The organism is Streptomyces sp. BK022 (genome assembly GCF_004217355.1).
GTDB lineage: Bacteria > Actinomycetota > Actinomycetes > Streptomycetales > Streptomycetaceae > Streptomyces > Streptomyces griseoluteus.
This window is the reverse complement of the sequence record NZ_SHKU01000005.1, coordinates 213,564-227,287: the sequence shown is the minus strand read 5'-3', so window position 1 is coordinate 227,287 and position 13,724 is coordinate 213,564. Positions and strand designations below refer to the sequence as shown.

Annotated in this window: 12 protein-coding genes; 2 read left to right on the top strand and 10 right to left on the bottom strand. The window is 72.7% G+C overall.

The features are described from left to right. Positions 1-27: 27 nt before the first annotated feature. From EV284_RS22125 to EV284_RS22075, 10 genes are all read right to left on the bottom strand, one after another. Complete coding sequence (locus tag EV284_RS22125) at positions 28-1,140, bottom strand: aliphatic sulfonate ABC transporter substrate-binding protein (protein WP_130336912.1); 1,113 nt, start codon at positions 1,138-1,140, stop codon at positions 28-30. Between the two features lie 255 nt (positions 1,141-1,395). After that, positions 1,396-2,727 (bottom strand): GTP-binding protein, encoded by a 1,332-nt coding sequence (locus tag EV284_RS22115; RefSeq protein ID WP_130336908.1) that lies wholly within the window; start codon positions 2,725-2,727, stop codon positions 1,396-1,398. A 2-nt stretch (positions 2,728-2,729) separates the two neighbouring features. Continuing rightward, on the bottom strand, positions 2,730-3,674 hold the full coding sequence (cysD, locus tag EV284_RS22110; protein ID WP_130336906.1) for a sulfate adenylyltransferase subunit CysD: 945 nt from the start codon (positions 3,672-3,674) through the stop codon (positions 2,730-2,732). Further along, complete coding sequence (gene cysC, locus EV284_RS22105) at positions 3,671-4,207, bottom strand: adenylyl-sulfate kinase (RefSeq protein ID WP_242625776.1); 537 nt, start codon at positions 4,205-4,207, stop codon at positions 3,671-3,673. The genes cysD and cysC overlap by 4 nt, the downstream gene beginning before the upstream one ends. Positions 4,208-4,236: 29 nt before the next feature. After that, positions 4,237-4,947 (bottom strand): phosphoadenylyl-sulfate reductase, encoded by a 711-nt coding sequence (locus tag EV284_RS22100; RefSeq protein ID WP_130336903.1) that lies wholly within the window; start codon positions 4,945-4,947, stop codon positions 4,237-4,239. After that, a complete protein-coding gene (locus EV284_RS22095) occupies positions 4,944-5,126 on the bottom strand; it encodes a hypothetical protein (protein WP_130336901.1) in 183 nt (60 codons plus the stop codon). The genes EV284_RS22100 and EV284_RS22095 overlap by 4 nt, the downstream gene beginning before the upstream one ends. After that, positions 5,123-6,820 (bottom strand): nitrite/sulfite reductase, encoded by a 1,698-nt coding sequence (locus tag EV284_RS22090; RefSeq protein ID WP_130336899.1) that lies wholly within the window; start codon positions 6,818-6,820, stop codon positions 5,123-5,125. The genes EV284_RS22095 and EV284_RS22090 overlap by 4 nt, the downstream gene beginning before the upstream one ends. A gap of 323 nt (positions 6,821-7,143) precedes the next feature. Next, positions 7,144-7,722, bottom strand: coding sequence for a GNAT family N-acetyltransferase (locus EV284_RS22085; protein ID WP_130336897.1), 579 nt, complete (start codon positions 7,720-7,722; stop codon positions 7,144-7,146). 58 nt (positions 7,723-7,780) lie between these two features. Continuing rightward, positions 7,781-9,115 carry a hypothetical protein gene (locus EV284_RS22080; RefSeq protein WP_130336895.1) on the bottom strand — a complete coding sequence of 445 codons (1,335 nt, stop codon included), beginning with the start codon at positions 9,113-9,115 and terminating at the stop codon, positions 7,781-7,783. Positions 9,116-9,289: 174 nt separating this feature from the next. Then, positions 9,290-10,576, bottom strand: coding sequence for a GAF domain-containing protein (locus EV284_RS22075; protein WP_130336893.1), 1,287 nt, complete (start codon positions 10,574-10,576; stop codon positions 9,290-9,292). Between the two features lie 354 nt (positions 10,577-10,930). Between EV284_RS22075 and EV284_RS22070 the strand changes: the two genes are divergently transcribed. Together EV284_RS22070 and EV284_RS22065 are read left to right on the top strand one after the other, a co-directional pair. Continuing rightward, positions 10,931-12,070 (top strand): YihY/virulence factor BrkB family protein, encoded by a 1,140-nt coding sequence (locus EV284_RS22070; protein ID WP_207229104.1) that lies wholly within the window; start codon positions 10,931-10,933, stop codon positions 12,068-12,070. 112 nt (positions 12,071-12,182) lie between these two features. Further along, positions 12,183-13,724, top strand: coding sequence for a carboxylesterase family protein (locus tag EV284_RS22065; protein ID WP_207229117.1), 1,542 nt, complete (start codon positions 12,183-12,185; stop codon positions 13,722-13,724).

Sequence of the window (13,724 nt, the reverse complement as noted above, 5' to 3'; positions counted from 1 at the left end):
TCCTGGGGACTCATCGGTTGGCGTCGGTCAGTCGGTGCCGAGCCCGGCGGCGTCGACCTTGGGGGCGCCCTCGGCGCCGAGGACCTTGTTGAGCAGGGTCAGGTCGTAGATGCCCTTGAGGTCGGGCTTGGCCAGCAGGCCCGCCTTGACCGCGTGGTCGGCCTCGGTGCCCAGGGTCGCGGCCAGCGGGTCGTCCGTGGTCTGGATCGACTTCCACGCCGGGTCCAGCACGGCCGGAGCCAGCGCCTTGCCGGAGTCGGCCTGCAACTGCTTGTTCGCCGACTCCTTCGCCTTGTCCGGGTTGGCCTTGATCCACTTATTGGTGCGCACCGAGGCCCGCAGGATCGCCTCGACGGCCTTCGGGTGGGCCTTGAGGAACTTCTGCGACACGATCACGTTGGTGATCACGAACTTCTTGTCCGGCCACAGGTCGGACTCGTCCAGCAACACCTTGCCGCCCTCGGCGACCAGCTTGGACGCGGTCGGCTCCGGCACCCACGCACCGTCCAGGGAACCGGCCTTGAAGGCGTCCGGGGTCACCTTGTTGTCGCTGCGGACCACGGTGACGTCACCCTTGCCGCTCTGCGCGTCGACCCGGTAGCCCTGCTCCGCCGCCCAGTTGAGGAAGGCGACGTCCTGGGTGTTGCCGAGCTGGGGCGTGGCGATCCGCTTGCCCTTGACGTCCTTCAGCGACTTGATCTTCTTGGGGTTCACGACCAGCTTCACCCCGCCGGACGCCGAACCGCCGATGATCTTCAGGCTGCGGCCGCCGGACTTGGTGTAGCCGTTGATGGCGGGGGAGGGGCCGATCCAGCCGATGTCGATGGAGCCGGAGTTGAGCGCCTCGATCTCGGAGGGGCCCGCGTTGAAGGTGGCGTAGTCGGCCTTGGTGGCGCCCAGTTCCTTCTGGAAGAGGCCCTGCTGGCGGCCGACCAGCGCGGTGGCGTGGGTGAGGTTGCCGAAGTAGCCGATCTTGACGGAGTCCAGGCCGTCGATCTTCTTGGCTCCGGAGGCGACCTTCTGGTTGGCGGCGTCGTCCTTGGCCTCGGACCCGTAACCGCAGGCCGCGAGGGCCAGCAGGGGGAGTACGGCGAGGACGGTGAGACCGCGGCGCGGCAGCGGCGAACGGGTGGCAGGCACGGGAGGCGTTTCCTCTCGTCGGCCCGGCGGTCACGGTGTCAGGCCGTGGCCGGGAGGTCGATGGGTCTTCGTCGTCGCAACCGGGACGTCGTCGGGTGGGGGGAGGGCATGGCGTGGGGGAGCAGGGCGCGCGAGCGGTGCGCGTACGTCAGCGCGCACATCGCGCGACCCCGCCCTGCCCGGAGCCGAGCGCGCCGCTGCCGATGCGGCCGCCCTCCTTGGCGAACGTCGAGAAGACCTCGGTGGTCTGCATGGTCAGAAGTCCCACCCGTCGTCGTCGGCTTCCGCGACCGGCTCGGGCGCGGCGAAGGACTCGCCGACCATGCCCGCGGTGAGCGTCGTGCCGTCGGCCGGGTCGATCAGGATGAAGGACCCGGTGCGGCGCGAGTCGGCGTAGGAGTCGACCGGCAGCGGCTCTGCGGTACGGATCTTCACCCGGCCGATGTCGTTGGCGGCGAGCGTCCCCGGATGGGGGTGCAGGGACAGGTCGGCCAGGGTGAGCCGGGACGGGATGTCCTTGACGATCGCCTTGACCGTACGGGTGCCGTGCTTGAGCAGTACCCGGTGGCCCACGGTCAGCGGCTGGTCGGCCACATGGCAGACGGTCGCCTCCACGTCCTGCGTGGTCGCGGGCGCGTCCTTGCTCGGCACGATCAGGTCGCCGCGCGAGACGTCCACGTCGTCCGCCAGCAGCACGGTCACCGACTGGGTGGTCCAGGCCACGTCCACCGGCTCGCCCAGGAGGTCGATCCCGGCGATCCGGCTGGTGCGGCCCGACGGCAGCACCGTGACCTCCTCGCCCACCCGGAAGGTGCCGGACGCGATCTGTCCGGCGTACCCCCGGTAGTCGGGGAGTTCGGCGGTCTGCGGGCGGATCACGTACTGCACCGGCAGCCGGGCGTGGCAGTGCGCCAGGTCGTGGCTGACCGGCACCGTCTCCAGGTGCTCCAGCACGGTCGGGCCGCCGTACCAGTCCATCCGGGCGGAGGCGTCGACCACGTTGTCCCCGGCGAGCGCCGAGATCGGGATCGCGGTGACCTCGGGGACGCCCAGCTCGGTCGCGTACGCCGTGAACTCCTCGGCGATGGCGGCGAAGACGCGCTCCTCGTAGCCGACCAGGTCCATCTTGTTCACCGCGAGCACCACGTGCGGCACGCGCAGCAGGGCGGCGATGGCCGCGTGCCGGCGGGTCTGCTCGACCACGCCGTTGCGGGCGTCGACCAGGACCACGGTCAGCTCGGCGGTGGAGGCGCCGGTGACCATGTTCCGGGTGTACTGCACGTGTCCCGGCGTGTCGGCCAGGATGAAGCGGCGGCGCGGGGTGGCGAAGTAGCGGTAGGCCACGTCGATGGTGATGCCCTGTTCCCGCTCGGCCCGCAGGCCGTCGGTGAGCAGCGCCAGGTCCGGCGCCTCCTGGCCCCGGCTCGCGGACGCCCGCTCCACGGCCTCCAACTGGTCCACCAGGACCGACTTGGAGTCGTGCAGCAGCCGTCCGACCAGGGTGGACTTGCCGTCGTCGACGGAGCCCGCGGTGGCGAACCGGAGCAGGGTGGTGGCCGACAGCGCCTCGGCGGTGATCGTGCTCATGGTCAGAAGTACCCCTCGCGCTTGCGGTCTTCCATCGCGGCCTCGGAGAGCTTGTCGTCGGCGCGGGTGGCGCCCCGCTCGGTGAGCCGGGACGCGGCGATCTCGGTGATGACCGCCTCCAGCGTGGTGGCGTCGGAGTCGACCGCGCCGGTGCAGGACATGTCGCCCACGGTGCGGTAGCGCACCAGCCGCTTCTGGACCGGCTCGCTCTCCCGCGGGCCGCCCCACTCGCCGGCGGTCAGCCACATGCCGCTGCGGGAGAAGACCTCGCGCTCGTGCGCGAAGTAGATCTCCGGCAGCTCGATCCCCTCGCGGGCGATGTACTGCCACACGTCCAGCTCGGTCCAGTTGGACAGCGGGAACACCCGGACGTGCTCACCGGGGGCGTGGCGGCCGTTGTACAGGTTCCACAGCTCCGGGCGCTGGCGGCGCGGGTCCCACTGGGAGAACTCGTCGCGCAGCGAGAACACCCGCTCCTTGGCGCGTGCCTTCTCCTCGTCGCGCCGCCCGCCGCCGAACACCGCGTCGAACCGCTCGCTCTGGATCTTCTCCGTCAGCGGCAGCGTCTGCAGCGGGTTGCGGGTGCCGTCGGGACGTTCCTTGAGTACACCCCGGTCGATGTAGTCCTGTACGGAGGCCACATGGAGGCGCAGCCCATGTGCGGCCACCACACGGTCCCGGTACTCGAGCACCTCGGGGAAGTTGTGTCCGGTGTCCACATGGAGCAGGGCGAAGGGCACGGCCGCGGGCGCGAACGCCTTCAGCGCCAGGTGCAGCATGACGATCGAGTCCTTGCCCCCGGAGAACAGGATCACCGGGTTCTCGAACTCGCCTGCCACCTCACGGAAGATGTGCACCGCCTCGGACTCCAGCGCGTCCAGGTGGGAGAGGGCGTACGGGCTGTCCGTGCCCTCGCCGCCCCCCGTCACCTCGGCGACGGTCGTCATGCCAGTCCCCTCTCGCCGAGCAGGGCGTGCACCGCGGCCGCCGACTGCGTGACGCTCTGATCCTGCGTCTCGATCCGCAGGTCCGGCGCCGCCGGCTCCTCGTACGGGTCGTCCACACCGGTGAGCCCGGTCAGCTCGCCCGCGGCCTGCCGGGCGTACAGCCCCTTCACATCCCGCTCGCCGCACACCTCGACCGGCGTCGCCACATGGACCTCCAGGTACGGGGTGCCGTTCGCCGCGTGCCGCTTGCGCACCGTGTCCCGGCTGTCCGCGTAGGGCGCGATCACCGGGACCAGCGCCAGCACGCCGTTGCGCGCGAGGAGTTCGGCCACGAAGCCGATGCGCTGGACGTTGGTGTGCCGGTCCTCGCGGGCGAAGCCGAGTCCGGCCGAGAGGAACTCGCGGATCTCGTCGCCGTCGAGCACCTCCACGCGCCGTCCCCCGGCCCGCAGGCGGACGGCCAGTTCGGTGGCGATGGTGGTCTTGCCCGCGCTCGGCAGACCAGTGAGCCAGACGGTGGCCCCGGTCGTCACGTGTTCTCGCTCCTCGTATCGATCGGTCGTCATCCGTGCAGCCCGCACTCGGTCTTGCCGCGCCCGGCCCAGCGGCCGGCCCGTGCGTCCTCGCCCTCCAGCACCCGGCGGGTGCAGGGGGCGCAGCCCACCGAGGCGTAGCCGTCCATCAGCAACGGGTTGGTCAGCACGCCGTGTTCGGCGACGTAGGCGTCCACGTCGTCCTGGGTCCAGCGGGCGATGGGGGAGACCTTGACCTTGCGGCGCCGGGCGTCCCAGCCGACGACCGGGGTGTTCGCCCGCGTCGGCGACTCGTCCCGGCGCAGTCCGGTCGCCCACGCCTGATAGCCCCTCAGGCCCGCTTCGAGCGGCTTGACCTTACGCAGGGCGCAGCACAGGTCGGGGTCGCGGTCGTGCAGCCGGGGCCCGTGCTCCGCGTCCTGCTCGGCCACCGTCCGCTCGGGGGTGAGCGTGATGACGTTGACGTCCATCACGGCGTCGACGGCGTCACGGGTGCCGATGGTCTCCGGGAAGTGGTAACCGGTGTCGAGGAACACCACGTCCACGCCGGGGCGCACCCGTGCGGCGAGGTGGGCCACCACGGCGTCCTCCATGGAGGAGGTCACGCAGAACCTCTCACCGAAGGTGTCCACCGCCCAGCGCAGCACCTCCAGTGCGGGCGCGTCCTCCAGCTCACGGCCCGCCCGCTCGGCCAGTTCCCTCAACTCGTCCTCGGTACGCTCCGTCTGAGCGGTCGTCATATCCGGTCGTCCCCTCCGTCGTCGCCCCGCTTCAGCCCCCGGGCGAGCAGCCCGAGGAACTTCAGCCGAAAGGCGCGATTGCAGGCTCCGCATTCCCAGGCGCCGTGGCCCTCCTCGCTCGGGCGCAGGTCCTCGTCCCCGCAGTAGGGGCAGTGGAACGGTGCGGCACGCTCGCTCACGACAGCGCCTCCTCACTGGCCCGCGCGGCCCACACGGCGAACCGCTCGCCGTCCGCGCGCTCGGCCTCGAAGCGGCGCAGGACACGCTCGACGTAGTCGGGCAGCTCCTTCGACGTCACCTTCAGACCGCGCACCTTGCGGCCGAAGCCCGCCTCCAGACCGAGCGCGCCGCCCAGGTGCACCTGGTAGCCCTCGACCTGGTTGCCGTCCTCGTCCACCACCAACTGGCCCTTGAGGCCGATGTCCGCCACCTGGATGCGGGCACAGGCGTTCGGGCAGCCGTTGAGGTTGATGGTGATCGGCTCCTCGAACTCCGGCAGGCGGCGCTCCAGTTCGTCGATGAGGGCACTGCCGCGCGCCTTGGTCTCGACGATGGCCAGCTTGCAGAACTCGATGCCGGTGCAGGCCATCGTGCCGCGCCGGAACGGCGAGGGGCTGACCCGGAGGTCCAGCGCCTCCAGGCCGGCGACGAGGGAGTCGACCTGGTCGCCCTCGACGTCGAGCACGATCATCTTCTGCTCGGTGGTGGTGCGGACCCGTCCGGAGCCGTGCTCCTCGGCGACTGCGGCGATCTTCGCCAGCGTGGCGCCGTCGACCCGGCCGACGCGCGGGGCGAACCCGACGTAGAAGCGGCCGTCGCGCTGGCGGTGCACACCGACGTGGTCGCGCCAGCGTTCCACCGGCTGCTCGGGCGCCGGGCCGTCGAGCAGCTTGCGGCCGAGGTATTCGTCCTCCAGCACCTGCCGGAACTTCTCCGGGCCCCAGTCCGCGACCAGGAACTTCAGCCGGGCGCGGTTGCGGAGCCTGCGGTAGCCGTAGTCCCGGAAGATCGAGATGACGCCCTCGTGGACGTCGGCCACCTCGTCGAGCGGCACCCAGGCGCCCAGCCGGACGCCGATCTTCGGGTTGGTGGACAGACCGCCGCCCACCCACAGGTCGAAGCCCGGCCCGTGCTCGGGGTGTTCCACGCCGACCAGCGCGATGTCGTTGATCTCGTGCGCCACGTCCAGCAAAGGGGAGCCGGAGATCGCCGACTTGAACTTGCGCGGCAGGTTGGAGAACGCCTTGTTGCCGATGACCCGGCGCTGGATCTCCTCGATGGCCGGGGTGCCGTCGATGATCTCGTCCTCGGCGATCCCCGCGACCGGCGAGCCGAGGATCACGCGGGGGGTGTCGCCGCACGCCTCCGTGGTGGACAGCCCGACATCCTCCAGGCGCCGCCAGATCTCCGGCACGTCCTCGATCCTGATCCAGTGCAACTGGATGTTCTGCCGGTCGGTGATGTCGGCGGTGCCGCGCGCGAACTCCTGCGAGACCTCGCCGATCACCCGCAGCTGGGCGGTGGTCAGCCGGCCGCCGTCGATGCGGACGCGCAGCATGAAGTACTTGTCGTCCAGCTCCTCCGGTTCGAGCACCGCGGTCTTGCCGCCGTCGATACCGGGCTTGCGCTGGGTGTACAGACCCCACCAGCGCATACGGCCGCGCAGGTCGTTGGGGTCGATGGAGTCGAATCCCCGCTTGGAGTAGATCGTCTCAATGCGTGTCCGCACGTTGAGACCGTCGTCGTCCTTCTTGAACTGTTCGTTGCCGTTGAGCGGGGTGTGGTGTCCCGCCGCCCACTGGCCCTCACCACGGTGACGACTCACCTTGCGGCGGGGCGCGGCGGCAGCGGGGTCCTGGGGACTGGGGGCCATGGTTTCTACGTCCTTAGGAACAGGCGGAAAATCAGCTCTGGCCTGCGCGCTTCTGCGCACGCGGGCACACCTGCGCGGCGTTGCGCTGAACGGGGGGGTGGAGCAGAGGCCGGCGGTGCTGGAGTGCTCAGCTCGCCCGACACATGGCGCTGGACATGCGGCCGAGGTCGACGTGGCGTCGACTCACCAAGGCGATTCCAGTTCCAGACATGACGGCAGCGTGTCACGCACGTCTCCGGGCAGTCCAGCATTGTCCGTCATCTGGACGGATCTATTCTGAATACCGAGACAACAAGGAGGGGCGGGCGCCGGGCGGGCGCCGCTCAGTCGCCCAGGAACGCCCCCGGCCACGGTCCGGGCGTCGGGAGGTCCGCCTCCAGCTCCACCCTGGTGTCGAACAGCGTGAAGCCGCGCCGCAGATAGTTGTCCAGCGCGTACGGGCCGTCCTTGCTGCACGTGTGCAGCCACACCCGCTTCACCGGGGTCAGATCCGGCCACCGCGTCGCCAGGTCCCAGGCGCGCGCCGTCCCCACCGACAGCAGGTGCCCGCCGATCCTGCGTCCCCGGGACGCGGGCAGCAGCCCGAAGTAGGCGATCTCCACCACGCCCTCCCCGGTCGCCTCCAGCTCGAGGTACCCGGCCGGTGTGCCCCGCTCGTACGCCACCCAGGTCTCCACGCCGGGGCGCCCGAGGTACTCCCGCCACCGGGCGTGGGTCCAGCCGAGCCGGTCGGTCCAGCGGATGTCGCCGCCGACCGAGGCGTACAGGAACCGGCTGAACTCGGGGGACGGCACCTCGGCCCGTACGATCCGCACCGCGTCGCCCTCGGGCGCCGCGGCGGGCAGGAGGTCGGACGGCGAGGTCTGTTCCAGGGACCAGGTGGTGACAGGGACGCTGCTCATGGGCTCAGGGAATCATCCCGCCCGTCGGACTGTCGATCGCCGCCGGCGGGATCACGGCTCAGTCCAGCGAGCGTTCCAGCGAGGCCAGCGGGACGGCGAACAGCATCCGGTCGGACAGCGACCACACCTCGCCCGTCTCCTGCCAGTACGAGAGTGACACCGCCGACTCGGTCCAGCAGTGGTGCGAGCCGTCCGACCCGCACCGCGCCCCCTTCGCACCGTCCGCGTCCTGGCGCCACAGCCCGCCCCGGCCGTCCTCGCCGCCGGGCAGCTGGCCGGTGTACCAGGACGCGCCCTCGGCCCCGGCGGGCCGGTACGACAGCACTCCCCGCACCCCCCGCGCCTTGGTCCGGAACACCTCGACGGCGTCGGCGTGCCCGGCGGAATCGGTGGCGAGCAGCCCGGCCCGCGCCGGGGCCGCGCTGAAGGCGTACCGCCACAGCCGGGCGCGCCGTGCCCCGTCCGGGGAGGTGCGCTCGGCCGCGACCAGGCTGTCCGGGGAGGTGCTCCGGTCCAGCGCCAGCGGGCCGGGACAGGGCGGCCGGCCGTCTTCGCAGCGGCCGCGGGTGTAGCGGTAGGAGCCCACGGCGGGCAGCACGTACCGGTACCCGGCGGCCGACCAGCCGTGCGGCACCCGGCCGACGGCGGGCTCGTTGGTGGTGGTGCGCTGAATGCGGTCCAGGTCGTAGACGTAGAGCGCCTCGGCGCCGCCGTCGGACGCGGTGACGAGCAGCTTGCCGTGGTTCCAGACCATGCCGGAGACGCCCGAGGTCAGGGCCCGGTAGTCCCGGCCGCCGTCGGCCGGCACCACCAGCAGGACCCAGCGGTAGACCGGGCGGGCGGGGTCGTCGAGATCCGTGAAGGCGACGCGGGTCAGGCCGCGTTCGGCCACGCGCCCGGTGTCGGTGGCGTGCGTCCAGCCGGTGAGCACGACGCGGTGGCTGCCCCAGACGCCGTCCTCGTCGGCGTCGCCGGAGGTCGTCACGGCGGCGGGGCGCCAGGCGCTGTCGGCGGTGTCGGCCGGGTCCCAGCAGTAGGAGCGGGTGGCCTCGGGGGTCAGGGGCAGGGAGGAGCGGTCGTCGCCCGCGCAGTCGGCGCCCGTACGCATCCGGCGGTCGGCGTCGCCGAGCACGGTGTCCACGCCGACCGGGCGGCCCATGGCGGCGGAGAGCCGGTTCAGCACGGGGGCGGGCTCCAGGCGCTCCTGGAGGCGCAACGGGGCGGTGTCGGAGGCGGAGGTGAGCGGCTTGAGCGCGCCGGGGTTGCCGGCGACCTCGGCCTGGGAGGTGCTGATCAGCGTGGCCGCCGCGGTGAGCGCCAGCCCGGTCCCGGTGAGGGCCGCGCGCAACGCCAGGCCCCGTCTGCGCCTGCGGTGCCTGCCGCGTTGCTTCATGTCTCCTCCCGAGGCGGGCCAACTGTGCCCGATGATGGTCGTGTTGCTCACCCGGCACGGGGCGGACCCGCCTCGGATGCTACGGCAGCACGCGGCGCGCCGGGGCCAAGAGGCCGCAAATACGCGGCAGGCGCCCGGTGTGCGGCAGGAGGCGCCCGGCGTGAAAGGGGGCGCTCAACGCGTCCCGTGAGCCGTGCGGCGCACCGCCACCCCCGGTGCCGTGGAACGCGGCAGCAGGTCACGGGGGTCGTCCGGGAGCAGCACCTCCGCCTCGGCGTCCTCCCGCAGCCGGTACGGCCGATGCAGGAGGAGCGCCCCGAGATATCGGCGTACCCGCGACATCTCCGCGCGGACGGTGACCGTGCGGGTGGGGTCGCCGAACACGTCCTCGGCCAGCCCCGCAGCGCTGCGCCCCGCGCGCTGGGCCACGAGCAGGTACAGCAACTCCGCGTGCCGCTGGCTGGGTTCGCGAGTCCAGGTGCCGCCCGCGTCGGACACCGTGAGCAGCCGGCGCTCCGGCCGGGACAGGTCGAGCACCAACCTTCCCGCTCCGAGAAGTGTTTCGGCGGACGCCCGCAGCAACCAGCCCCCGGCCAGCGGCTCCACCGCGCACGCCCCCAGCCCCGGCACCCGACGCCGCCCCGGTGAGAACGACTTGGGCAGCGCGACCCGCCGTACGTACGGCATCCCCGTCACCGCCGCCGACCAGCCGTCCCGGTCCACCACGAGCGCGGGCCCGGTCAGCCGGGCCAGCACCGGCGCGGCCACCGACCGCAGCCGCTCCAGGGAGTCGAGGTGCAACTCGCGCAGCCGGGCCTCGGCGAGCCGGGCGACCGACTCCACCCAGGCGAGGGTCGCCGGATGCATGCTCTCCAGTGGGCCGCTGACATCCACCACACCGATCAGCCGCCCGTCCCTGGGATCGGTGACCGGTGCGCCCGCACAGGTCCAGGAGGCGTGCGAGCGGACGAAGTGCTCGGCGGCGAACACCTGGACCGGCCGCCGTACCACCGCCGGGGTACCGACCCCGTTGGTGCCCACCACCGCCTCGCTCCAGTCGGCGCCGGTCTCGAAACCGAGCCCGTCCGCCCGGCGCAGCACCGCCGGCGAGCCCTCCCGCCACAGCACCCGGCTGTCCGCGTCCGCGACGACCATGATGTGCCGGGCCACGTCCGCGACCGAAAGAAGCCCCTCGCGCAGCACCGGCAGGACGCGGGCGAGGGGCGACTCCTCCCGCCGGCGGCGCACCTCCTCGGCCGTCAACAGCCCCGCCCTCACGTCCCGGTCGGGGTCGACACCGTCGCGCAGCATGCGGTCCCAGGACTGTCCGATCACCGGCCGGGGCGCCATCGGCGCAGATCGCCCGGCGAGCGTCGCCTCACGGACCTGCGCGAGCAGCCGCGCGGTGCGCGGCGCGTCGGCGGCGGTCGGACGCCCCACGTCCCTCGGCGGGTTCACCACGGGAGTCCTTCCCTGTCCGGACAGCGCGCACGGCCTGTCAAGCCGTCCGGACGGCGGTTTCCGGTCGGCCGACGCCCCCATACTGCCGTCGTTCCGGGGTCGGGGAACACCCTCCGCGCACTGTCGGCGACAAGTTGCAACCCCCTGCAACCCTGGTGAACCCGGAGGAGCGGCGGGAGACTTGGGTCCCGCGCCGCCCGTGGGCGGCGTCGACGCCCCGTCGCGGGCCCGTGTCGTGGGGGCGGTGCCGAGTCGGCGCGGCACCACCCCCGCGGCGCCGCACCGGTGGCCGGCCGCCGCGGAGCGCGCCCCCGCGAGGTGAGGGGCGGGTGGTGCGGCGGATACCGTTAGGACGTGCAGTCAGCAAGCGATTCCTCCAAGCGGCCCCACGGTCGCCTCCACCGGGCCAAGGCTCTCTACCGGAACGTCTCCAAACGGAGGACGGTCTGGCTGCTGCTGACGGACACCGTCAATTCCTGCATGGAGTACCGCATCCTGGGCCTCGCCGCCGAGGCCGCGTTCTTCACGCTGCTCTCCGTGCCCCCGCTGCTGCTCAGCCTCATCGGCCTGCTCGGCTACGTCGACGACTGGACCGGCGCCGACACCATCCACAGCCTGGAGACCAACCTCCTCGAAGCCTCCCGCACCGTCCTGTCCGACAAGGGCGTCAAGGAGATCGCCGAGCCGATCCTGGACGACGTGATGAAGGGCGGCCGGCCCGACGTCATCTCCATCGGCTTCCTGTTCGCCCTCTGGTCGGGCTCGCGCGCGGTGAACGTCTTCATCGACACCATCACCGTGATGTACGGCCTCGACGGCGTCCGGGGCATCGTCAAGACCCGGATCATGGCGTTCCTGCTGTTCGTGGTCGCCCTGCTGATCGGCTCGGTCGCGCTGCCGCTGATGGTGGCCGGACCGGACGCGGTGGTCGGGGTGCTGCCCTGGTCGGCGACGGTCGTCCAAGTGCTGTACTGGCCGGTCGTCATCGTGCTCTCCATCGTCTTCCTGACCACGCTCTACCACGTCTCCGTCCCGGTCCGCTCGCCCTGGATCGAGGACGTGCCCGGCGCGCTGGTCGCCCTCGCCATGTGGGTCCTCGGCAGCCTCCTGCTGCGCGTCTACCTCACCCACACCATCGAGGGCGCCACCATCTACGGCTCCCTCGCCGCCGCCGTCGCCGTGCTGCTGTGGATCGGCGTGTCCGCCTTCGCCGTGCTGGTCGGCGCCGCGGTCAACGCCGCCATCGACCGGGTCTGGCCCGCCGCCGCGACCGCCGCCGCCCGCGAGGCCAACGAGCGCCAGCGGGAGGCCCAGGTCGCGGACTACGTCGCCTGGGCGGCCGGGCTGCGCGACGCCGACCCGGACGACCCGGACATGCCGTCCGAGTTCCCCGAGCGCTGGTCCCGCTTCCTGCCCCCGGAGGACATCACCGGCCGGCTGCGTGGCCACACCCGGAACGGCCACCAGCCGCCCAAGGGCTCCGAGGAGGACTGACCGTACGTGCGGTCGGTGCGCCGGAATAGATCCACTGCGCGCGGCGCTCTGGGAGACAGATGTGGTGCGTGCCGCCACGGCGGCCGTACCGGCGACGAAGGGCTGGTGGGCGATGACGGCTGACCGGACGGGCCCGGTGGCCCGCACGCCGTACGGCGCGGTACGCGGCCGGTACGAGCACGGGAACGCGGTGTTCCGAGGCATCCCGTACGCGGCACCCCCCTTCGGCAGCCGCCGCTTCCGCGCCCCTGAGCCGCCCGAGCCCTGGGCCGGTGTGCGCGACGCCGGAGCCTTCGGGCCGACCCCGCCGAAACCCCCGTACTCCGAGGCGTTCGCCCGGTACCTCTCCGACCCCTCGGTGCCCGGCGACGACTGCCTGAACCTCAACGTCTGGACCCCCGAGCCCGGCCCCGGCGCCCGCCTCCCGGTGCTGGTCTGGCTGCACGGCGGCGCGCTGACCAGGGGTTCCTCTGCGGTTCCGGTGTACGACGGGCGGGCCTTCGCCCGCGACGGCGTCGTGCTCGTCTCGGTCAACTACCGGCTCGGCGTAGAGGGGTACGGCCTCTTCCCGGACGCTCCCGCCAACCTGGGCCTGCGCGACCAGCTCGCCGCGCTGCGCTGGGTGCACGAGTCCATCGCGGCCTTCGGCGGCGACCCCGGCAACGTCACCCTGGCCGGGCAGTCGGCCGGCGCGATCAGCACGGGCGTCCTGATCGCGGCCCCGCAGGCCCGCGGGCTGGTCCGGCGGGCGGTGCTCCAGAGCGGGGCGCCGGAGGTCTCGGACCGCGAGAAGGTACGGCGCATGGTCCGCCGGATGGCCGGCCGTCTGAAGGTCCCCGCGACCGCCGCCGCCTTCGCCGATGTCGACCGCGACCTGCTGCTGCGCACCCAGGCCGAGGTCAGCCGGCGCAGCAGCCCGATCCTGGGCGGGCCCGGCTTCGGCATCGTCGTCGACGGCGACCTCGTCCCCACCGACCCGCTGGCTGCCCTCACCGGCGGCGCGGCGCCCGGCGTCGACCTGCTGATGGGCTGGACCCGCGACGAGTACCGGCTCTGGCTGGTGCCCGGGGGCCTGGTCGACCACGTCGACCGGCTCGGCGCGGTCGCCCTGGCCGGCGCGATGGCCCGCTGCCACGTCGGCTCCGAGGTCCCGCGAGGCTACCGCGCCCTGCGCCCCGCGGCGGGCGCCGCCGAACTGGTCGGCCAGATGGTCACCGACCACATGCTCCGCCTCCCCCTGCACCGCCTGGCCGACGCCCGCCCGTCCCGCTCCCACGTGTACGAGTTCGCCTGGCCGTCCCTCCGCCCCGCCCTCGGCGCCTGCCACTCCCTGGAACTCGGCTTCGTCTTCGACACCGGCGAGGTCGAGGACGCGGTGAGGCTGGCAGGCAAGGGCGCCCCCCAGTCCCTGGCCGACACCATGCACACCGCCTGGGTCGACTTCGCCACCACGGGCGACCCCGGCTGGCCCTCCTGGGACGCCTCCCATCCGACCCGCGTCTTCGACACCACCGGCCCCGGCCTGGCCCACGGCCCCCGGGACGCGGAACTCGCCCTCTGGGCGCACCCCCTCGTCCCCCACCAGGCTCCCGCCGCCAACCGGCTCGCGGCGGTACGGCGCCTGCGGAGGTCGCCGGTGCTGCGGAGGCGCTGA